The organism is Silvimonas sp. JCM 19000 (genome assembly GCF_054652575.1).
In genome coordinates this window covers 36620-58716 of the sequence record NZ_BAAIHC010000010.1, presented here as the reverse complement: position 1 = coordinate 58716, position 22097 = coordinate 36620, and the positions used below count along the sequence as shown (strand labels likewise).

16 protein-coding genes are annotated in these 22097 nt (G+C 61.2%); 10 read left to right on the top strand and 6 right to left on the bottom strand.

Translation table 11 applies throughout. The annotated features are described in order from the left end of the window. Positions 1 to 90: 90 nt before the first annotated feature. Positions 91 to 1119 carry a LacI family DNA-binding transcriptional regulator gene (locus tag ACYQ1A_RS11015; protein ID WP_499362069.1) on the bottom strand — a complete coding sequence of 343 codons (1029 nt, stop codon included), beginning with the start codon at positions 1117 to 1119 and terminating at the stop codon, positions 91 to 93. A gap of 392 nt (positions 1120 to 1511) precedes the next feature. On the opposite strand from ACYQ1A_RS11015, the gene ACYQ1A_RS11010 reads away from it, so the two are divergent. The 7 genes from ACYQ1A_RS11010 to ACYQ1A_RS10980 all read left to right on the top strand — a co-directional run bounded on the left by ACYQ1A_RS11010 (position 1512) and on the right by ACYQ1A_RS10980 (position 12956). Beyond that, positions 1512 to 3905, top strand: coding sequence for a beta-galactosidase (locus tag ACYQ1A_RS11010; RefSeq protein ID WP_499362068.1), 2394 nt, complete (start codon positions 1512 to 1514; stop codon positions 3903 to 3905). A 13-nt stretch (positions 3906 to 3918) separates the two neighbouring features. Continuing rightward, positions 3919 to 5043: an ABC transporter ATP-binding protein gene (locus ACYQ1A_RS11005; protein ID WP_499362067.1), complete on the top strand. Its 1125-nt coding sequence runs from the start codon at positions 3919 to 3921 to the stop codon at positions 5041 to 5043. 72 nt (positions 5044 to 5115) lie between these two features. Continuing rightward, positions 5116 to 6318, top strand: a complete 1203-nt coding sequence (gene malE / locus ACYQ1A_RS11000) for a maltose/maltodextrin ABC transporter substrate-binding protein MalE (RefSeq protein WP_499362066.1) — start codon at positions 5116 to 5118, stop codon at positions 6316 to 6318. A gap of 235 nt (positions 6319 to 6553) precedes the next feature. Next, positions 6554 to 8083 (top strand): maltose ABC transporter permease MalF, encoded by a 1530-nt coding sequence (malF, locus tag ACYQ1A_RS10995; RefSeq protein WP_499362065.1) that lies wholly within the window; start codon positions 6554 to 6556, stop codon positions 8081 to 8083. 16 nt (positions 8084 to 8099) lie between these two features. Then, a complete protein-coding gene (gene malG / locus ACYQ1A_RS10990; protein WP_499362064.1) occupies positions 8100 to 8990 on the top strand; it encodes a maltose ABC transporter permease MalG in 891 nt (296 codons plus the stop codon). Positions 8991 to 9048: 58 nt separating this feature from the next. Continuing rightward, on the top strand, positions 9049 to 10953 hold the full coding sequence (locus ACYQ1A_RS10985) for a glycoside hydrolase family 53 protein (protein ID WP_499362063.1): 1905 nt from the start codon (positions 9049 to 9051) through the stop codon (positions 10951 to 10953). 56 nt (positions 10954 to 11009) lie between these two features. After that, positions 11010 to 12956 (top strand): beta-galactosidase, encoded by a 1947-nt coding sequence (locus ACYQ1A_RS10980; protein ID WP_499362062.1) that lies wholly within the window; start codon positions 11010 to 11012, stop codon positions 12954 to 12956. A gap of 195 nt (positions 12957 to 13151) precedes the next feature. Here ACYQ1A_RS10980 and ACYQ1A_RS10975 read toward each other — a convergent pair whose 3' ends face one another. Continuing rightward, complete coding sequence (locus ACYQ1A_RS10975; RefSeq protein ID WP_062223729.1) at positions 13152 to 13691, bottom strand: helix-turn-helix domain-containing protein; 540 nt, start codon at positions 13689 to 13691, stop codon at positions 13152 to 13154. A 71-nt stretch (positions 13692 to 13762) separates the two neighbouring features. On the opposite strand from ACYQ1A_RS10975, the gene ACYQ1A_RS10970 reads away from it, so the two are divergent. After that, the gene (locus ACYQ1A_RS10970; protein ID WP_062223727.1) at positions 13763 to 14284 is read left to right on the top strand and encodes a GNAT family N-acetyltransferase; all 522 of its coding nucleotides are present in this window, start codon (positions 13763 to 13765) and stop codon (positions 14282 to 14284) included. Between the two features lie 33 nt (positions 14285 to 14317). On the opposite strand, the gene ACYQ1A_RS10965 is transcribed toward ACYQ1A_RS10970, so the two are convergent. Together ACYQ1A_RS10965 and ACYQ1A_RS10960 are read right to left on the bottom strand one after the other, a co-directional pair. Then, positions 14318 to 14623, bottom strand: a complete 306-nt coding sequence (locus ACYQ1A_RS10965) for a hypothetical protein (protein WP_499362061.1) — start codon at positions 14621 to 14623, stop codon at positions 14318 to 14320. An 81-nt stretch (positions 14624 to 14704) separates the two neighbouring features. Beyond that, the gene (locus tag ACYQ1A_RS10960) at positions 14705 to 15967 is read right to left on the bottom strand and encodes a glycosyl hydrolase (RefSeq protein ID WP_499362060.1); all 1263 of its coding nucleotides are present in this window, start codon (positions 15965 to 15967) and stop codon (positions 14705 to 14707) included. 407 nt (positions 15968 to 16374) lie between these two features. Here ACYQ1A_RS10960 and ACYQ1A_RS10955 point away from each other — a divergent pair, with 407 nt between their 5' ends. Then, positions 16375 to 19200: a hybrid sensor histidine kinase/response regulator gene (locus ACYQ1A_RS10955; RefSeq protein ID WP_499362059.1), complete on the top strand. Its 2826-nt coding sequence runs from the start codon at positions 16375 to 16377 to the stop codon at positions 19198 to 19200. A gap of 131 nt (positions 19201 to 19331) precedes the next feature. On the opposite strand, the gene ACYQ1A_RS10950 is transcribed toward ACYQ1A_RS10955, so the two are convergent. After that, entirely contained in the window at positions 19332 to 20726 is a 1395-nt protein-coding gene (locus ACYQ1A_RS10950) for an FAD-containing oxidoreductase (RefSeq protein WP_499362058.1), read from the bottom strand. A gap of 181 nt (positions 20727 to 20907) precedes the next feature. Here ACYQ1A_RS10950 and ACYQ1A_RS10945 point away from each other — a divergent pair, with 181 nt between their 5' ends. Then, positions 20908 to 21036, top strand: a complete 129-nt coding sequence (locus ACYQ1A_RS10945) for a hypothetical protein (protein ID WP_499362057.1) — start codon at positions 20908 to 20910, stop codon at positions 21034 to 21036. Here ACYQ1A_RS10945 and ACYQ1A_RS10940 read toward each other — a convergent pair. Continuing rightward, positions 21033 to 22022, bottom strand: coding sequence for a GlxA family transcriptional regulator (locus ACYQ1A_RS10940; RefSeq protein WP_499362056.1), 990 nt, complete (start codon positions 22020 to 22022; stop codon positions 21033 to 21035). The genes ACYQ1A_RS10945 and ACYQ1A_RS10940 overlap by 4 nt on opposite strands. Between the last annotated feature and the right edge of the window lie 75 nt (positions 22023 to 22097).

Below are 22097 nucleotides of genomic sequence, written 5' to 3'. Positions count from 1 at the left end.
CGAGACCCACCATTCAAAGCCAGATCAACGTGCTGCGATCCTGGCGTGCCACTTTGAAGGGTGGGTCTTGACCCACCCTATGCATTGTTTTTAAGCGGTTTGTGGGGCGGGGCCGGTGGAGTCGCGGGCGACCAGGCGCGGTTTGGAGGTGGCCAGCATCGGGCGGGCACCATCGCCGGGCGCGCCTTTGATCAAGCTCAGCAGCAAATTCACCGCCATCTCGGCCGCTTCTTGCGTGGGTACCGCCACCGTGCTCAAGCTGGGGCGAATCTGATGCGCCAGGTTGATGTCGGTAATGCCAATGACCGAGACATCGCTCGGCACGCGCAAGCCCATATCGGCGGCGGTCTGCAATACACCTATCGCCGGCAAATCATTCGACACAAAAATCGCGGTCGGCCGGGAGGGCGCCGACAACAAAGTGCGTGCTGCGTCGTGGCCGGCTTCGATGGTGTCGTGGCCAAACACGCTGTGTTGCGCCAGATCCGTGACCCCGGCACGCGCCACCGCATCGGCAAAGCCGCGATAGCGCCAGATATGGTTGCCATTGCGCTCACTGCCCACCACCGCACCAATCTGGCGATGGCCCAAGGCCAGCAAATGCTCCGCAGCGATTTCACCAGCGCGATAAAAATCCACCGCAATCGAGGGCAGGGCGGGCGGCTGTTCCGGACGTTCCCACATGCACAGCACCACCGGCGTGCCGCGCTTCTCGGCCGCCAGCAACACCTGTTGCTCGACAAAGTCGGCGTTCATCACCAGCACGCCGTGCGCCAGTGAGCCACCCACCTGGTCCAGATAGGCTTTTTCCAGTTCCGGATCGTCATTGGTATTGCACACGATCATGAAATAGCCCTGCTTGCGCGCGGCTTGTTCGGCGGCAAGGGCAAATTCCGGATAGAACGGGTTGGCGATGCTCGACACCACCAGCGCCAGCGTCAGCGGGCGGCCTTCGACCAACGCGCGCGCGTTCAGATTGGGGCGGTAGCCGAGTTCTTCGGCCAGCGCCATCACGCGTTGTTTGGTTTCTTCGCCCACCTTGCCGCGACCGCGCAACACATTGGAAACGGTTGCGGTAGTCACGCCTGCAAGCTGGGCGATCTGAGCCAGTGTGGCCATGAAGTCCTGCGCGGATTAAACGATTAATCGATCAGACCAGATTACGAAACGCGCGTCAATATTGCACACGTGTTGAGACAAGGCTGGCAAAACATGCAATCCGGTATGCGCAAAAACGCCAGGCCTCGTCGGTGGGCACTGTTGCAACGCACAAAAACTGTGCTGAAACCCGCGTCGATTCTCAAAATGGCGCAAATATACGGGTAAACCCTTATTGCTGGCCTTAGCCTAAACCGACAAATTGCGGTCAGGTAAAACGTTTAACTACACAAATTTACCGCTGATCCGATTGGCCAGAAATTGCTGTAAGCCGCGTCCGTGCTTGGTTTTGATACAAAGCGACACGGCCTGAGCCTGAAACAACCAGATTCTTACTACGGAGTTGTCACGCTGTGACTGTTGTAGCCCCGCTTGTTCTTCATCCTGCAACGCCCGATCTGCCCGAAGCCGGTTTTTTGCACCAGGCCTGGCAGCATGGCCCGCGTGGCGAAATCGGCATCAACAGCCGCTACCTGACGCGGGACGGCCAGCCGTGGCTGCCGGTGATGGGCGAATTTCACTATTCGCGTTTTCCCGCCAGCGAATGGCTGACCGAGCTGCGCAAGATGAAGGCCGGTGGCATCGACATCGTGGCCAGCTACGTGTTCTGGAACCATCACGAAGATACCGCCGGCGTGTTTGACTGGCACGGCAACAAAAATCTGCGCGCCTTTGTACAAGCAGCGGCAGAGGCGGATTTGCTGTTCTGTTTGCGCGTGGGTCCGTGGGTACATGGCGAAGCCCGCTATGGCGGCTTTCCGGACTGGCTGATTGAAGCCGTGCCCGCCAGCGATCTGCGCTGCAATGCACCCGCCTATATGCAGCACGTCGAGCGCCTGTATCACGCCATAGGCGAGCAAGTGCAAGGGTTGATGTGGCATCAGGGCGGCCCCGTCGTGGCGGTGCAACTTGAGAACGAATACGACCGCGTCGGCCCCGACTGCGGCAAAGAACATATCGCGCGGCTCAAGACCCTGGCGCTGCAGTCCGGCCTTGAAGTGCCGCTGTATACCGTCACCGGTTGGCCGACGCTGGATATTCCGGCGCAAGACGTGGTGCCGGTGTCGGGCGCCTATGCCGATGGCTTCTGGCAAGGCAGCGCCACCGCCTTGCCGCCGTCCGGCGTGTTTGTGTTTGATACCAATCGCACCATCGGCGAAATGGGCAATGTCGGCGGCACGCCGCCGTCGGGCCATATCGATCCGCATCATTACCCGTTTTTTCTGGCCGAAGCCGGCGGTGGCATGCATCAGAGCTACCATCGCCGCCCGGTGATCAGTACCGACGACGTTTACGCTACCGCGCTGACGCAGATCGGCTCCGGCGCCAATCTGTACGGTTATTACATGTATCACGGTGGCACCAATCCACAGGGCAGCCGCGGTTATCTCAACGAAACCCAAGCCACCGGCTATCCCAATGATGTGCCGCAGCTGGGTTATGACTTCCATGCCCCGCTGGGCCAGTACGGTCAGATACGGCCGTCGTGGGGTCGTCTGGCCACGCTGCATCATTTTGTGGCGGCCTATGGCGCAACGCTGGCGACTTTGCCCGCCACCATGCCAGCCGATGCCACACCCGATGCGGCCGACCGCGAACATCTGCGGGTGAGTCTGCGCGCGGATCAGCACGGTGGCTTTGTGTTTATCAACAACCATGTGCGCCATCATCCCTTGCCGGCGATGACGGCCCATCTGCGGATCGAACTGGCCGATGGCGCGGTGCAATTGCCGCCGACTGAAATCGCCAGCGGTCAGGCTTTGATCTGGCCGGTGGGGCAACGCCTGGGGAGCGCCGTGCTGCGTTATGCCACGGCCCAACCGCTGACGCGTCTGCCTGCTGAAACCGTGCCGGTCTACGTCTATATCGCGCTGGATGGCATCGCCCCCGAATTCAGCTTTGCCGCCCACAGCGTACAACGCATCGACGCGCCTGCCGCCTGGACTAGCCACGATGGCAGCGTGCTGACGGTACGCCCGCTGCTGAGCAGCACGCCGGTGGAATTGCTGGTGATTGATAGCCAGGGCCGCCCGCAGCGCGTGGTCATCATCACGCAGGCGCAAGCTGATGGCTGCACGCCGATGTATTTGCGCGGTCGCCAGCGGCTGGTGCTGAGCGAGCAGGGCAGTTGGCTGGCCGGGGATGTGGTGCAGGTGGCTGCAACCGGCGCCGCCAGCGCCCGGATCTCGATTTTTCCGGCCGATGGCCTGACCACCGCTGCACCCGGTTTTGCCACGTTTTCCAGTGAGCACGCCACGCTGTCGGCGCAGCCCGTCAGCGCCACCGCCTTGCGCGCGGCCAGCCCGCAACCGCTGCGCTTTGGTCCACATATCAGCTGGCGTCCGTCCGCCGTACCCACTGCGCCGGATGATGCGATTTTTGCCGCGCATGCGGCGGCGTGGCAGTTGACTATTCCGGCCACGGCCGAAGCCGCGCCCGAACGGCGCTGGCTGCTCGATATCGATTACGTGGGTGATGCCGCGCGCTTGTATGTCAACGATGTGCTGGTGGATGACCAGTTCTTTGACGGCACGCCATGGCAAGTCGGCCTTGACCGCTTTGTGGTGGATGGCCAGTGGCCGTCGCTGCGGCTGGAAGTGCTGCCCGCCCATCCCGAAGCCAATATTTTTTACGAAGATGCCGCGCGCGCTGCGCTGGCGGCATCCAGTAACACGGCGCAAATCCGTGCGATCCAACTCGTGCCGGTGCAAACACTGGCTTTTGATTTCGGCCGGGCTCCGGCCTGAACAAGGAGGCCGTGTGGCCAGCGTTTCCCTGATCAATGTGTGCAAGTCGTTCGATAACGTCAGCAACACCGTAAACAATGTTTCGCTCGAAATCGCCGATGGCGAGTTCTGCGTGTTCGTCGGCCCCAGCGGCTGCGGCAAATCCACGCTGCTGCGCATGATCGCCGGCCTGGAAACCATCACCACCGGCGAACTGCGCATCGGCGGCAAGCGCGTGAATGACCTGGCCCCGTCCGAGCGCGATGTGGCGATGGTGTTCCAGAACTACGCGCTGTATCCGCATCTGAGCGTGGCCAAAAACATGGGTTTTGGCCTGCGCCTGGCCGGTGTGGCCAAAGAAGAAATCAGCAAACGCGTGAATGGTATCGCGGGCATGTTGCAGATCGAACGCCTGCTGGAACGCAAGCCCAAGGCTTTGTCTGGCGGCCAGCGGCAACGCGTGGCGATCGGGCGCGCGCTGGTGCGCGAACCCGAAGTGTTTTTGTTTGATGAACCGCTGTCCAACCTCGATGCGGCCTTGCGCACGCAAACCCGGGTCGAGATTGCCAAGCTGCACCGCGAATACGCGCGCGCCTGCACGATTTATGTGACGCATGATCAGGTCGAAGCGATGACGCTGGCCGACAAGATCGTGTTGCTGCATTCCGGCGCCGAAGTTGAAACCTTTGGCAGCGTGGCGCAGATCGGCGCGCCGATCGAGTTGTATGAGCGCCCCAACAGCTTGTTTGTGGCGGGCTTCCTCGGTTCGCCCAAGATGAACTTCCTGGCCGCGACGGTGAGCGCGGTTGCCGCCGACCATGTTGATGTGCGCACGCAGGATGGCTTTGCGCTGACCGCGCAAGTGGCGCCGGGCGCACTCAAGGTGGGTGACAGCGTGCAATTCGGCATTCGTCCTGAACATATCGAAGCCGGTAGCGCGGGCGGCACACATGTATTCGAGCGTGAAGTGCAATGGGTAGAGCGGCTGGGTGAAAGCACCTATGCCTATCTGCGCGGCGACACGCATGCACCACTGATCGCCAGGTTGCCTGCCAGCAGCCCGGTGCAGACGGGCGAAAAGCTGGCGCTGTATGCGCCACCCGCCAAAGCGCATTTGTTTGATAGCAATGGGCGCGCTCTGGAAAGGCTGGCAGTTTGACGGCATCACGGCCGATTAAAGGAAAATCGGGCCGGGATAAATTTTGCTGAATGTGACGGAGGTCGATAACAAATGAAGCACAAGACTCTGACAAGCCAGTTGACGCGCCTTGGTGTGTTGCTGGCCGCGGGCATGATCAGCCTGCAAGCGCATGCTGCCGAAGCAGGCAAATTGCTGATCTGGATCAATGGCGATAAAGGCTATGACGGCATCGCCAAAATCGCCGAAAAATTCACCAAAGAGACCGGTGTTGAAGTCAAGGTAGAACACCCCGAAGACGCCATCGCCAAATTTGAACAATCGTCGGCGGCAGGCAAGGGCCCGGACATCTGGATCTGGCCGCATGATCCGGCCGGTAACTGGATTGCCGGTGGCTTGATTGCGCCGGTGCAACCGTCGAAAAAAATTGTCGACAGCATCGACCCGCTGGCCTGGAAAGCCTGGACCATCGGCGGCAAGACCTGGGGTTACCCGCTGTCGATCGAAGCCGTTGCGCTGCTGTACAACAAAGACATGGTGCCGACACCGCCCAAGAGCTTTGACGACGTGCTGACGCTGGACAAGAAGCTTTCTGCCCAGGGCAAGCACGCCATCATGTGGAACTTCACCGAGGTGTATTACTCGTGGGCGCTGCTGGGTGCCAACGGCGGTTATGCCTTCAAGCGCAAGCCGGATGGTTCTTATGATTCGTCCGACGTGGGTGTGAACACCAAGGGTGCCGTGCAGGGCGTGGAGATGATCCAGAAGCTGATCTCCTCCGGCGCCATGCCGCGCACTGCGACCTATGCCGAAGCTGAAGCCGCCATGAACGAAGGCCGCACCGCGATGATGATCAACGGTCCGTGGGCATGGAACAACCTGAAGAAGAGCAAGATCAACTTCGGCGTGGCGCAGATCCCGGGCGTGGGTGGCAAACCGGGCGCGCCGTTTGTAGGCGTGCTGGGCGCGATGGTGGCCACGGCTAGCCCGAACAAGGAAATCGCAACCGAATTCCTTGAGAACTATCTGCTGTCGATGGAAGGCTTGAAAGACATGAACGCCGCCGTGCCGCTGGGTGTACCGGCCAACAAGGCGTTCTACAACGAGCTGAAAAACGACCCGCTGATTGCCGGCACCATGGCTGCAGCCCGCGCCGGTACGCCGATGCCGAGCGCGCCGGAAATGCCACGCTTCTGGACCGCGATGAAAGCCGCGATCGAAAACGTGACGCAAGGCCGCCAGACCGCGCCGGTAGCGCTGGACCAGGCTGCCAAACGCATCAAGGGCGGTTCCTGATCGTTACCGCTCATAGGGTGGGTCAAGACCCACCACCCAAAGCCGTCGATGCGTGCGTCAACGGATGTGGCTAACACTTGGGTGGTGGGTTAAGGCGACCGCTAGAACCCATCCGCCAAAGCCGTCGATTCATGCGGCAATGTGTGGTCCGCCACTTTGGTGGGTGGGTCATGACCCACCCTATGCATTTGTTTTGCCGAACACCTGCCTGTCTCCGCGGACTTTTGAGGTTTTAATGAAACGTCGTTCTCTTCTGCACTACGCCATTGCGGCGGTGGGTGTTTTGGCCTTGCTGGCCGGGCTGGCTTTGGTGCCGGTGTTCTACAAGGCGCATCAGCCCTTGTTTGCCGGCGGCATGATCGTGGTGCTGGGTGTGGCCGTGTGGATCTACACCTCGGCCCGCACTTATGCCTATCGCTATGTGGTGCCGGGTGTGCTGGCGGTGGTGGTGTTCATCGTGTTTCCGATGGCCTACACGCTGGGCATCAGCTTTACCAACTACAGCTCGCAGCATTTGTTGTCGCGTGAACGCGCCACCGATGTCTTGCTGCAAAAGAAGATTGCTGGCGATGCCAGCATGAACCTCAAGCTGTATCGCGTCGGCGAAAAATATCAGCTGTTTTTCAGCAGCGATGACGCAGGCACGCCGTCGTATACCTCCGAGCCATTTGCCTTCCCCACGGGCAAGGACGAGCAGCATGTCAAATTGCAGACCACCCCTGCGGATGGCGTAGCGGGTGGGCAGATCGTGCTGCTTAAAGACATGTTCAAGCTGCAACCCGGCTTGAAGCAGATTGCCGCCGTGTTGCCCGATGGCACTGAATTGCGGCAAAGCAGCTTGCGCCGTTTTGCCCAGAGCAAACCGGCCTTCAAGCTGCAACAGGATGGCTCGCTGGTCGGCACCGACGACGGCCATATCCTCAAACCGAATATCCATACCGGCTACTTTGAAGACAGCGCCGGCAAGCCGATCGAGCCCGGTTTCCGTACCACGGTGGGCTGGCAGAACTACTGGCGCGTGTTTACTGATCCCACCTTCCACCAGCCGTTCTTGCGCATCTTTACCTGGACGGTGGCGTTTGCCTCGCTCAACACGCTGGCCACATTTGCCATCGGCATCGTGCTGGCGGTGTTGCTGAACTGGGAAGCGCTGGAATTCCGCGGTGCCTATCGCATGATGTTGTTCCTGCCGTACGCGGTGCCGGCGTTTATTTCGATCCCGGTGTTCAAGGGCTTGTTCAACGAAAACCTGGGCGAAATCAACGCGGCCATCAACCTGATCTTTGGCTCGCGGCCAGCGTGGTTCAGCGACCCCAATCTGGCGCGCAGCATGGTGTTGCTGGTGAATACCTGGCTGGGTTATCCGTACATGATGATTCTGTGCATGGGCCTGATCAAAGCCATCCCGGATGAGTTGTACGAAGCCTCGGCGCTGGCGGGCGCGGGCCCCATCACCAACTTTTTCAGCATTACCTTGCCGCTGATCTTGCGCCCCATCGCACCGCTGTTGATTGCCTCGTTTGCCTTCAACTTCAACAACCTGACGCTGATTGCCTTGTTGACCAGCGGTGGCCCGGACTTCCTTGACACGCAAGTGCCAGCGGGCGCCACCGATTTGCTGGTGTCGTACACCTATCGCATCGCGTTCCAGGATTCGGGGCAGAACTACGCGTTGGCCTCGGCCATCTCGTCGATCGTGTTCCTGATTGTGGCGACGCTGGCGGTGGTCAATCTGCGTCTGTTCAAGGTTAATCGCGCGTCGTGATGCGCCAGGAGAAATCATGCCTGTAGTTCTTAAAAAATCGAGCCGCTGGCGGGTGCTGGCGGCGCATATCGGGCTGATCATTTTTATCGGTCTGACCATCTTTCCGTTTCTGATGATCATCTCGATCTCATTGCGGCCAGGTAACTTTGCCGGTGGCTCGCTGATACCGCATTCGTTCAGCCTGGAACACTGGAAGCTGGCGTTGGGCATGTCTTATGCCGATGCCGACGGCAATATGGTGCATCCGCCGTTCCCGGTGCTGCTGTGGATCTGGAACTCGATCAAGGTATCGATGATCAGCGCCACGGTGTCGCTGGTGCTGTCGATTACCAGCGCGTATGCCTTCGCCCGTATGCGTTTTCGCGGCAAAGGCACCTTGCTGAATGGCTTGTTGTTGCTGCAGATGTTCCCTTCGGTGCTGGCGCTGGTGGCCATCTATGCGCTGTTTGATCGCATTGGCGATTACGTGCCGTGGCTGGGCGTGGATAGCCACTGGAGTCTGGCGCTGGCTTATACCGGCGGCGTGGCGCAGCACATCTGGCTGATCAAGGGTTACTTTGATTCGGTGCCATACGAGCTGGAAGAAGCCGCGCGCGTTGATGGCGCCACCCCGTTCCAGGCCTTTGTCTACGTGCTGTTGCCGATGGCCTTGCCGATTCTGGTGGTGGTGTTTGTGCTGGCCTTCCTCGGCGGCATGATCGAATACCCGGTCGCCTCGGTCTTGCTGCACGACGAACAGAAACTGACGCTGGCCATCGGTTCGCGCTTGTTCCTGTTTAACCAGCGTTATCTGTGGGGCGACTTTGCCGCCACTGCCATCCTGGCGGGTATCCCGTTGACCATGATTTTCATGATCACGCAGCGCTGGTTGGTGTCGGGCCTGACGGCGGGCTCGGTAAAGGGCTAGTTGTCATCTCTTTCCTGGTGCGGGGTCGGCTGACTCCGCACCCTTCGAGGAAACCTTCATGCGTACGCTTTTTTTAACGCTGGCCCTGGCCAGTGCGGGGCTGCTCACGCCTGCGTTGGCGGCTACGGCCACGGCCGACGCCATCAAAGTGCAAACCGTGCCCGATCTGCCCGCTGATTTCATCATGGGTGCGGACGTCTCCACGCTGGCTGCGGTGGAGCAAGCGGGCGGCAAGTTCTATAACGCGGCGGGCCAGCCACAAGACGCCATCGCCATCCTTAAAGCCAACGGCGTGAACTGGTTGCGGCTGCGTTTGTGGCACACACCGGTCAATGCAGCTGATGTGGTCGAGGGCGGCAAAACCATCTCGCACAAAGGCGATCCGGTCGGCGGCGGCAGCAACGATCTGGCCACCACCATCCAGCTGGCCAAACGCGCCAAAGCGGCTGGGCTGAAATATCTGCTGGATATTCATTACAGCGATTTCTGGGCCGATCCGCAGACGCAAACCAAACCCGCCGCCTGGCAAGACCTGCACGGTGCGGCGCTGCAAAAAGCGGTGTTTGATTACACCGCCGATGTGTTGAAGCAACTGGATGCCGCAGGCGTAGCGCCAGACATGATCCAGATCGGCAACGAGCTGAATGGCGGCATGTTGTGGCCCGATGGCAAAACCTGGCAATCCGGCCCGGATGAAGTGGTCGGCGGCAACGACGGCTTTGTCGCATTGCTGCGCCAGGGCATCGCGGCGGTGCGTGCCGACGACGCTCAGCACGGCAAGCGCCACACCCGCATCGCCATCCATTTGGCCAACGGCAACGACAACGCGCTGTATCGCCGCGTGTTTGATGTACTGACCGGGGCCAAGCTCGATTTCGACATCATCGGCCTGTCGTACTACCCCTATCTGCACGGCGGGGTGGAAGACCTGCGCCGCAATATGGACGACCTGGCCTTCCACTACGCCAAGCCGGTGGCGGTGCTGGAAGTGTCGTATGCGTGGACGCTGAAAAACGGCGACAACTGGCCCGATTTGTTTAACGCCGATTCGCAAAAGGTGATCGGCTATCAGGCCAGCGTACAAGGCCAGGCCAGCCTGTTGCGCGACACCATCGACGGCGTGGCGCAAGTGCCAGCCCATCGCGGCCTGGGTCTGTTTTATTGGGAACCGGCCTGGCTGCCCAACGTAGGTTGGCGCACCGGCGAAGGCAATGCCTGGGATAACCAGACGCTGTTTGATTTCGCTGGTCACGCGCTGCCTTCGCAAGCGGTGTTCCGCCGCGTGCGCGAGAAGAGCGACTGGGCGCCCAGATTGCAGATCGCAGGCCCGATTGCGCTGAGCGCCTTTGTCGGCGAAGCGTTTGCCCCGCCCACCAGCTTGCGGCTGCGCTTTGATGACGACGCCGAGCGCCCGGTGGTGATCGCGTGGGATGACGTGCCCGCGGCCAAAACGCAGCAGCCCGGCAGCTTTGTGCTGAAGGGCGACGCCAGCGGCCAGGACATTAGCGCGCAAGTCACGGTGTCGCCCCGGCGCAACCTGTTTGTCGATAGCGGATTTGAAGGCGGCACGCTGGACGACTGGAAGCTCAGCGGCCCCGCTGGCGTGTTCAGCAACGAACGCAATCCCGGCAATGCGCATGGCGGGCAACAGTCGCTGCATTACTGGTCGTCCGGCGCGTTCAAGGCTGAAGTGACGCACACCTTTAGCGGGCTGAAGCCCGGTACCTATCAGTTCAAAGCCTGGTCCGCCGGTGGCGGCGGTGAGAAATCGCTGCGCCTGTTTACCCGTGATTGCGGCGATGACCGCAGCGCCGAGATGAAGAACAACGGCTGGCAGCAATGGCATGCCTTTGCCATCAGCAACATCAAGGTCAGTGGCGAGCATTGCACCGTCGGCATCGCCATCGATGCCACGCCCGGCAATTGGGGCAACGTCGATGACGTCGAATTTTCTGCGCAGTAATGGCTAGCCCGAAACCTACGCCTTTAACGATTTCAACTTGAGCGAGATTTGCACCCATGTACGCAGGTGTTTGCTACTACCCCGAACAATGGCCCCAATCGCAATGGGCTTCCGACGCACGCCGTATGGTCGAACTGGGCATCAGCCACGTCCGTATTGCCGAATTTGCCTGGGCCAATATGGAGCCGCAACAAGGCAAGTACGACTGGCAATGGCTGGATGACGCCATCGCCACGCTGGCCGATGCGGGCCTCAAAATTATCCTGGGCACGCCCACCGCCGCGCCGCCGCAATGGCTGTGCGCCGCCATGCCGCAGATTATGCCGATCCGCGCCGATGGCAAACCGTGGCGCTTTGGTTCGCGCCGTCACTACGATATGAGCAGCCCGGATTACCGCCGTGAATGCCGCCGTATTACCAGCGCCATGGCGCAACGCTACGGCCAGCACCCGGCCGTGATTGCGTGGCAGACCGATAACGAGCTGGCCTGCCATGACACCGTGCCCAGCTATTCGCCCAGCATGCGCGCCAATTTCCAGGCGTGGCTGGAACAGCGCTACGGCACGGTCGAGGCGTTGAACGAGGCGTGGGGCAATGTGTTCTGGAGCCAGCGCTATCCGGCGTTCCGCGATATTGATTTTCCGATCCAGACGCCGACCGACGCCAACCCAAGCCATCTGCTGGATTTCCGCCGCTATTTGTCGGACGAGGTGATCAGCTTTCATCAGGAACAAGCCGATCTGCTGCGCCAGTACGCACCCGGCCGCGATGTATTCCATAACTTTATGGGGCTGTTTGGCGCGTTTGATCATTACAAATTTGCCGAACATGGCATCGACCTGGCGGCGTGGGATAGCTACCCGCTGGCGCGTACCGAGGTGACGCCTTTTCCGGAAAGCGACAAGGTGCGTTATGCGCGTACGGGTCATCCCGATGTGTCGGCGTTTAGCCATGATCTGTATCGCGGCGTGGGCAAGGGTCGCTTCTGGGTGATGGAGCAACAAGCCGGTCCGGTCAATTGGGCGCCGTTCAATCCCACCCCGGCTGCAGGCATGGTGCGCTTGTGGGCGTGGGAAACGCTGGCGCATGGCGCGGAAGTCATCAGCTGGTTCCGCTGGCGCCAGGCCCCGTTTGCGCAAGAACAACTGCATTCCGGGCTCAACTTGCCGGGCGATGGTTATTCGCCAGGTGGCTTTGAAGCCGTGCAATTGGGCAAGGAATTGCGCACATTTGAAAAAGCCAAAGCGGGCGTGGGCCAGGTGGCCATGGTGTTCGATTACGAAACGCTGTGGATGTATGACCTGCAACGCCACGGCGCTTCGTTTGACTACAACATGCTGATGCTGAGCTACTACACCGCGCTGCGGCAGTTGGGCTTTGATATCGACATCCTGCCGCGCGACGCCGATTTCAGCGCCTACGCGCTGGTGGTGGTGCCGAGTCTGGCGGTGGTGGATGACGCGCTGGTGGAGCGCGTGCGCAACAGCAAGGCGCGCTGGGTGTTTGGCCCGCGTACCGGTTCGCGCAGCGTTAACTTCACCATCCCGCACGAACTGCCGCCGGGCAAATTGCAGGCGCTGCTACCGATCCGCGTGCTGGAAGTGGAATCGCTGCGCCCGACGCTGAAACCGGCGCTGACGCTGGCGGGCGAGAGCGGCAGCGTCATCCATTGGCGCGACCATGTGGCCGCAGGCGAGGGGGTGCAAGTGCTGGCCGAGTGCGCCGATGGCTGGCCCGCCGTGGTAGCTAAAGGCAATGTGACTTATGCCGCGGCATGGCTGGACCCGGCGCTGCAACTGGCGTGGCTGGAACAACTGACGCGTGAGGCCGGACTGCAACCGCAACGCTTGCCGGACGGCGTACGCACGCGGCAACTGGGCGATGCGACGTTTGTGTTCAACTACAGCGATGCGGCGTATTCCGCACCGATCCCGACGGGCAAATCCGTGGTCATCGGCGACGCCACCGTGCCCGCACAAGGCGGCGTACTGGCATACCGCTAACGCGGAACGGTGCATAGGGTGGGTCAAGACCCACCATTCAAAGCCAAAGAGAAAAACGCAACTATATGCGCTCTCATCTCATTGGCATTGGGTGGCGGGTCAAGACCCACCATTCAAAGGCAACAAGATGAACGCAACCGTATGCATTCTTCTCCTCGGCTTTGAATGGTGGGTCTTGACCCACCCTATGCGCTTTCACACATTCATTACCAGCAAATAGCGGCAGTCGTCGTGCGCCGCGAACGTGACATTGCGGTCCACGCCAAAGTCGAGGCAGTCGCCTGCGTTCAGCTCGAAGCCCTCCGCGCCGTAATCCACCCGCAACGCGCCGCTGACCAGCCACAGATATTGCCGATACGGCGCGGTATTCCAGCGCGGATAGCTGATCTGCGTGCCTGCGGGCAATTCCACCTCTACCAGCTCCACCCCCTCGCGTGCCGGGCTGACCTGGCGGCGGATGTAAGCGCTGGCGGGGTCTTGCCATACCTCTTGCCGCGCGCGCGGCGTGAGCCGTTGTGGCGGCTCCAGCTCATCGCCAATCAATTGCGACAAGGGCACGCCCAAACCGGCGGCCAATCGCCCCAATACTGCAGCGGTGGGGCTGCTTTCGCCGCGTTCGACTTTGGAAATCATGGATTTGCTGACGTCGGCGCGTTCGGCCAGGTCGGCCAGGCTAAGCCCGCGTTGGTGGCGCAAATGTAAAACCCGTGCGGCGATGATGGCGTCAATAGACATCCGGTCTACCCAGTGGCAATGATATCCACTATAGTAGCCACAAATTCCACTGTATGAAACACGGAGCGAACATGCAATTTGTGGCTTGTACCGAAGAGCGCCATGCCAGCCAGATTCTGGCTATCTTCAATGACGCCATTCTCAATTCGACGGCGTTATATGAATACAAGCCGCGCACCATGGAAACCATGGCCACGTGGTTTGCCACCAAGCGCAGCCATGGTTTTCCGGTGATCGGGCTGGAAGACGAGTCAGGCGAGCTGGTCGGCTTTGCCAGCTACGGCAGTTTTCGGGCGTTCCCGGCCAACAAATACACGGTCGAGCATTCGGTGTATATCCGCAACGACCAGCGCGGCAAGGGCCTGGGCAAGCAATTGCTGCAAGCCATCGTGGCGGCCGCGCGCGCACATGATATGCATTGCGTGGTCGGTGGCATCGATGTCGCTAACGCCACCAGCATCGCGCTGCATGAGAAGCTGGGTTTTGAGCACGCCGGCACCATCAAGCATGCGGCGTTCAAGTTTGGTCGCTGGCTGGATCTCGGGTTTTATCAATTGCTGCTGGACACGCCGACTCACCCGGTCGACGGCTGATAAGCGCGCCCAGCCACGGCAAGCCGGCAAAGATCAAGCGGCGCTGCCCGGCGTGTCTTCGCGCTTGATTTGCCGCAGATAACCGGCCCAATCGCCCGCTTGCATCACAAACACCCAGTTGGGGCCGAACTCGCTGGCAATCTGCCGCGCCACGTCTTTGACCTGGTTCACCGCCAGCTCGGTACGCGTGCAATACATGCCGGTGGGTAGCCGATAAAACTGGCCGTCGTCACCCGCAATACCGGCCAGAAAATTAACCGATTCCATTTTTTGATGCAGGGCGGCGAAGCGGGCGTCGTCGTGTTCCTGCAGCTCTACGCGAACAAAGTAATACTGCATAAAGGCATTCCTTGAGTGGGAGGGCGGGAGCAAAACGCCGATTGTACGATGCCGCTCGCCGCCGCACCCGCCCCACACCGCTTATTGATGCGGCTGTGTCACATACAGATTGCCCAATTCGGTCAGCACACCGCTGGCCCCCAGCAGCGCATCAAAGTGCGGGTCCGGATTGATGCGGCCGGTGAACCACGCATAACGGAACACATCGCTGCGGGTTTCGCAGGTGTTGACCATGTCTTTGAGCTGCGCTTCCTGCTTGGCCAGGGTGTCGATCTGCGCCCCGTCGGTACTGCTGTGCCAATTGGCCATTTCGCTGACCCAGAACGATTTGCCGTATTTGCTCAATCGGTCCAGCTGACCCCCCAGGCCGTAGTCATACCAGTGGAAGGCCAGATAATCGATGCGCGGGTCGCGCCCGCCATTGGCGTTGCGATACGCCGTATAGAAGGCATCCAGCCATACCACCGGGTCACTGTAGCCCGCCATCGTGCCCCAGGTAATGGCCGGCCCCACCAGCTTGACCCCTGTGGCTGCGGCAATGGCCTCATAGCGCGGCCAGATTGCCGCCGCTTGCGCGGGGGTGTAGTTGGCCTGATCGGTCAGATTGGGTTCGTTCATGACCAGCAGATACTTGATCGAGGGATTGGCTTTAAGCCAGCTGATTTCGTTGGCGTCGTTAAAGCTGCCGTTCCACAGCATGGGGATGTAATCCATGCCGTAACGACTGACGTAATCGCTGGGGATGGCGCTATTGGGGCGATCGCCCCAGTTGTACCACCAGCTGGCCCCCTTGCTGATTACGCTGATATCGGCCGTGCTGGCAAGGTCGTACGCCAGCCCGCGTTTGACGCTCTTGCTGGCCGTGGGGGTGGGAGCTGGCGTGGGGGCTGGGGTCGGCGCGGGCGTGGGGGCGGGGGTCGGTGCTGGGGTCGGCGCGGGCGTCGGGGTGGTGCTGCCGCTGTAGACAAATTGCGCCCACGCGGTATCGGTCGCGCCGGTGGTCTGGCCGATGGTAAAGAAGTATTTGACGGTGGCCCCGGCCGGAATGCCGGTCACGCTGTAGCTGTTATTGCTGCCGCTCAGCGTCATGCGCACATTGAGCTGACCGCCGCCATTGACGATGTAATGCAGGTCGGCCCAGGTGGCGCCATTCACGTAAAACTGCACGCTGCCATTGGCTTGCTGGGTGTAGCCGCTGCTGGTGGCTGCGTAGACCGGCGCGCTGATCAGCGCCATGGAGGTACTGGCAGCGGTCATGAGCAACGGTGCCACCGGCAGTGCGCTGGCCAGCGACAGCAATAGCGCAGCACAGCGCCGCAGCGGGCGATGAGAGGGATGGTTCACGGGGTTGTCTCCTCAGACAGGTTTTGAGTTTGCTAGCCCTGGCGTTTAAACGCCTTATGCGGGCGCTGATGAAATCGCTTTCCTGCTGCCCTGCCATGGCGTGACTGCTGCAGCTGGAGTCACTGGCCACCGCCCCGGCGCGGTAAGACCTGCGAGGCAGCGGTCTGACCGCGGCTGCGCCTGTCTTTTGCCTGCACGGCATGGCTTGAAAGCGGTTTCACACTAGAAAGGCGGGCGGCCCAGGTCAATGCATTACGGACTGGCGGACAGGCGGCGCGCCATGTAGGAATGCGCTGACGCAAAGTTGCGGCGGCGTCAGCTGGTGGCCCACAGGGCGGGCTGGATAAGATCGCGGCGCGCGACATTGCGCGTTCCGCGTGCGCGGTTAACCTTGGGCTCGATCAGATATGAAGCATGGTGCTTTGGCATTTCTTGAGGGCGGCGGCGAACTGGGCCGCATCATCGCCGATTACGACTGGACCACCACGCCGTTGGGGGCCATCGCAGGCTGGCCCCAGAGCCTCAAAACCACAATTGCGCTGATCCTGCGTTCGCCCGTGCCCATCGTCACCTTGTGGGGTGAAGTCGGCATCATGATCTACAACGACGCGTATTCAGTGTTTGCTGGCGGCCGTCACCCGCAATTGCTCGGCTCGCGCGTGCGGGAAGGCTGGCCCGAAGTCGCCGATTTTAACGACAACGTGATGAAGGTCGGCCTGGCGGGCGGCACGCTTAAATACGAAGACCAGGAACTGGCCTTGTTCCGCCGTGGCTCGCTCGAACCCGCATGGATGAACCTGGATTACTCGCCCATCATCGGCGAGGACGGCCTGCCCGTTGGCGTGATCGCCATCGTGGTGGAAACCACCGCCAAGGTGCGCGCCGAGCGTTGGCTGAGTGGCGAGCGTGACCGTCTGCGCGCCATGTTTGAGCAAGCGCCGGGTTTTATGGCATTGCTGACCGGCCCGGAGCACGAATACGCGCTGGCCAACGAGGCTTATCTGACATTGGCCGGCCACCGTGATCTGCTGGGCAAAACCGTGGCGCAAGTCTTGCCCGAGGCGGCCGAGCAGGGTTTTGTGCAGGTGCTGGATAACGTGTTTGCCACGGGCGAGCGCTATGTCGGCACCTCCAGCCTGTTTACGCTGGGTACCGACGCCCATGGCCAGGCACAAAGCCGTTATCTGGATTTTGTCTACCAGCCGCTGATGGATGAAGACGGCCAGGTGATGGGCATATTTGTGCAGGGCGCTGACGTGACTGATCGCGTGCTGGCGGAGCAATCTTTGCGTGATCTCAACGCCACGCTGGAACAACAAATCAGCCAGCGCACTGCCGAGCGCGACCGCATGTGGCGCTTGTCCACCGACATCATGTTGGTCACCGATCGCGAGGCGAATATCGTCGCCGCCAACCCGGCCTTCAGCCGCGTTCTGCAATGGCAAGAAGACGAAGTCATCGGCAAGCCCTATCTCGATCTGATCCACCCGAATGATCGGGGCGCGGCGCGCGAGGAATTTCTGGCTTTGCGCGACCACGGTGCGGAGTTGCGCATTGATAGCGCCTGCTTGCGGCGCGATGGCAAGCACACGGTGATTGCGTGGAGCGCCACTTACGACGGTCAGTTTGTCTACGCGGTGGGCCGCGATGCCACCGCCGAACGCGAAGCCGCTGCCGCCGTTAAACGTAGCGAACTGGCATTGCAACAAGCGCAAAAGATGGAAACCATCGGCAAGCTCACCGGCGGTGTGGCGCATGATTTCAATAATTTGCTGCAGGTGATCTCGGGCAATCTGCAATTGCTCAAACGCATCGTGGTGGGCAACGAGCGCGGCCAACGCCATGTCGAAAACGCCTTGAACGGCGTTAATCGTGGCGCCAAGCTGGCGAGCTATCTGCTGGCGTTTGGCCGGCGCCAGGCGCTGGAGCCGCGCGTGGTAAAGATCAGCCGCTATATCGTCGAGATGGAGGACATGCTGCATCGCAGTCTGGGCGAAGAAATCGAAATCGAGATGTCGGTGTCGGCCGGGCTGTGGAACACCTTTGTGGATACGGCCCAGGTCGAAAACGCGGTGCTCAATCTGTGTATCAACGCGCGCGACGCCATGGAAGGCATAGGCAAACTGACGCTGGAAGTGGGCAACGCGTTTCTGGATGACGCCTATGCCTGGCAATATCCCGACGTGACGCCGGGCCAGTACGTGATGATTGCCGTTAGCGACACCGGTTGCGGCATGACCCCCGATGTGATGGCGCAGGCGTTTGAGCCGTTCTTTTCGACCAAGCCGGAAGGCAAGGGCACCGGCCTGGGTTTGTCGATGGTGTACGGCTTTGTCAAACAGTCGGGCGGCCACGTCAAAATCTATAGCGAGCCTGGCCACGGCACCACCGTCAAACTGTATCTGCCGCGCTCGCACGAAGCCGAAGACATCCCGACCAGCTTGCACGCGCAGGCAGCGGAAGGGGGCAGCGAGACCATTCTGGTGGCCGAGGACGATGAAGGCGTGCGCGGCACCGTGGTCGAGATGCTGACCGATCTGGGCTACCGCGTGCTCAAGGCCAATGATGCCGCCAGTGCGCTGGCGATTATCGAAAGCGGCGTCGCCATTGATTTGCTGTTTACCGACGTGGTGATGCCCGGCCCTTTGCGCAGCCCCGATCTGGCACGCAAGGCGCGCGAGCGCATGCCTGATCTGGTGGTGCTGTTTACTTCGGGCTACACCGAAAACGCCATCGTGCACGGTGGCCGCCTCGACGCTGGCGTCGAGCTGCTGGGCAAGCCCTACACGCAAGAAGCACTGGCGCGCAAAATCCGGCACGTGCTGTCCAACCGGGCGCAGCAACAACGGCCGATGGTGGCGCCGCCGGTCGGGGCCGAGCCGCTGAGCACACCCTCGAAGCGGCTGAAGGTGTTGCTGGTAGAAGACCAGCCGCAAATTCGCCAGAACACGGCGGAATTGATCGAAGCCCTGGGCCATCAAGTCATCCAGGCGGCCGACGGCGAACAGGCGCTCAGCCTGCTCGATGCCACGCGGCCTGATGTCCTGATCACCGATCTGGGCTTGCCCGGCATGTCCGGCGAAGACCTTGCCGCGGCCGCGCGCCAACGCCGCCCGGAACTGGCATTGGTGGTGGCCTCGGGCCGCGAGATGGACACGCCGCTGCAAGACGTATCGCTGCTGCGCAAACCCTACGATCTGCCCGCGCTGGAACGCGTGCTGACCGGCATATAAAACCCTACGGCTGTCTGCGCACTGTCATGCCGGTATGGGCATCAAGTGGCCGGCTTCAGCGCTGCGCCTTGCATAGGGTGGGTCTCGACCCACCCTATGGCTGTCTGCACACGGTCATGCGGGTATGGACATCAAGTTGCCGGCTTCAACGGCTGTAGCCCGTCCAGCAAGGTCGGGATCAGTTCGCTCACCGTGGGGTGGATATGCATTGCCCGTTGCAGCACGCGATAGCTGGCGCCGGCGCGCATGGTATCGATAAAGCAATGGATGGCCTCATCGCCTTCTATGCCCAGGATCGATGCGCCGATAATGCGTTCGCTACGCTCGTCCACCAGCACTTTCATAAAGCCGGTGGTCTCGCCGCGTTCGCGCGCGCGGCCGACCCGTTGCATCGGCAAGGTTGCCATCAACGCCGGTTTGCCGGTGCGGCGTACATCCGCTTCTGACAGCCCCACGCGCGCCAGTGGCGGATCGGTAAACACCGCATAGGCCATGATGCGGTCGTCCACGCTGCGATGGGCGCCATCGAACAGATTGGCCGCCACAATCTGATAATCATCGTAGGACGTATGGGTAAACGCGCCGTGGCCATTGATATCGCCGATGGCCCACACGCCCGGCACGCTGGTGCGCAACTGGCCATCGACTGCAATCAAGCCCTGGTGATCTGTCGGCAAATGCGCATACCCCAGGCCCAGATCATCGGTATTCGGCGTACGGCCGGTGGCCAGCAGCAGGTGGCTGGCCTCCAGCACATCCGCTTCCATCCACAGCTTGACACCGCTATGTCCCAAGGGCTCGACGTGGCTGGGCTCGGCGCCAAAGCGGAACTGGATGCCCTCAGCGCTGAGCATGTCCTGCATGGCCAGCGCGACGTCTTCGTCCTCCCGCGCCAGGATGCGTTGCCCGCGCACCAGCACCGTCACGCGGCTACCAAAACGGCGAAAGATCTGGGCGAATTCCAGCGCGATGTAACTGCCACCCAGTATGACCAGGTGGCTGGGCAGATTGGTCAGTTCCAGCATGCTGCTGTTGGTGTAGTAACGCACCGTTTCCAGCCCGGCAATCTCGGGAATCAGCGGGCGCGTGCCGGTGTTGATAAAGATTTTGTCAGCGCTGAGTTCGGCGCTGAGCTTGCCATCAGCGCCGGTCACACTCAGGCTGCGCGCGTCGGTAAAACGCGCATGGCCGTTAAACACGGTCACGTTGTCGGCCTGGCGCAGCCATTGCTCAACGCCATCGCGCGAGCGGCCGATAATCTCGTCCTTGCGCGCCTTGATCGCGGCCAGATCAACCGCAATCGAGCCATTGATCTGCACACCCCATTGCGCCGCATTACGCGCCACATGCGCCGCACGCGCGCAGGCAACATAGGCTTTGGTCGGCGTGCAGCCCACGTTGACGCAGGTGCCGCCAAAGGCCGCACGCTCGATCACGGCGGTTTTGAGGCCATGTGCCCCCAGTTTGACGGCCAATGGGGCACCACCTTGGCCAGTGCCGATGACGATGGCGTCGAAGTGGGTCATGGGCTGCTCTTGAAAGACGGATGAAGCTTTATCTTAGCCGTCCACACGGCCCGCGCCATCGGTCGGGCGGGGTGGATGCGCACAAAAGCACCGTCGGTTAAAAAATGCAACGCCAAGTGGCTGTAAATGCTGACTTATTTGCATACACTAGCGCACAGGACGAAATACAGGCGGAGTGGCAATGGGCGGCGTATTACATAACCCGGGGCGGACGGGCGTGTGGGGCAAGGTGGCCGCATTTGTGCTGTATTGCGTGGCGACACTGCTGTTGGTGCTGCCCGCGCTGGAGCAATTGGGGATGCTGCCTTAGGCCGGCACGGGCGGGGCGGCGCCGTTGTTCAGGCCAGAAAATGCGGCCCGGTAATCCGCTGGTGTCACCCCGATGCGGCGGACAAACACCCGCCGCATCAATTCTGCGCTACCAAAGCCGCAGTCATACGCCACCACCTTGAGCGCGGCCGCCGTTGTTTCGAGCAAACTGCGCGCCAGATCCACGCGTGAGCGTTCTACAAATTCTTGCGGCGTAATGCCGGTTTCCTGCACAAACACCCGGGCGAAATTGCGCGCGCTCATGCCCGCCACCGCCGCCAGCTGCTGCACACTAAAGCGCTGATTCAATTGCCCCAGCACATGCGCCTGCACTTTGCCGGAGGCGGTGCTCAAATCCGGCCGCGCGCTGACATAGGGGCTGAATTGGGATTGGCCGCCGCGCCGCTGGGCAAACACCACCAGCCGCTTTGCCACCGCCAAAGCGACGTCGGCGCCGTGATCTTCCGCTAGCAAGGCCAGGGTCAGATCGATCCCCGCCGTCACCCCGGCTGAGGTGAATAACTTGCCATCGCGTATATAGATGCGATCCAGCTCCACCCGCGCTTGCGGAAATTGCCGTGCCAGTTGCGGCGCGTTTTGCCAATGCGTGGTGACGTGGCGGCCATCCAGCAAGCCCGCGTGCGCCAAGGCAAACGCGCCGGTGCAGACTGAGCCGAAGCGGGCGCAATGCTGCGCGGCGTCCGCCAGAAAGCGCGCTAAAGCCACGTCCGGTGCACGCTGCGGCAGCGCGGGGCCGCCGGCGACCAGCACGGTATCGAAGGCGCTCGCGCCCGCGGCAAAGGTGTGATCGGGTAGCAAGCGCGAGCCATTGGATGCCCGCACCGGCGCATTGCTGGCGGCGACCAGGCTAACGCGATACGCCGCTTCCGGCGCGATAAAGCCATTGGCCTCGTCGAATACATCCATCGGCCCGGCCACATCCAGCATCTGCACGCCTTCAAAGATGGCGATGGCAATCTGACGCATATAAACCCCTGTTTTTGTGCCGATTTGGTGTGGTGGCAGTTGCCGGTGTATGCCTGGCAGCGCGCGGCGTATGGC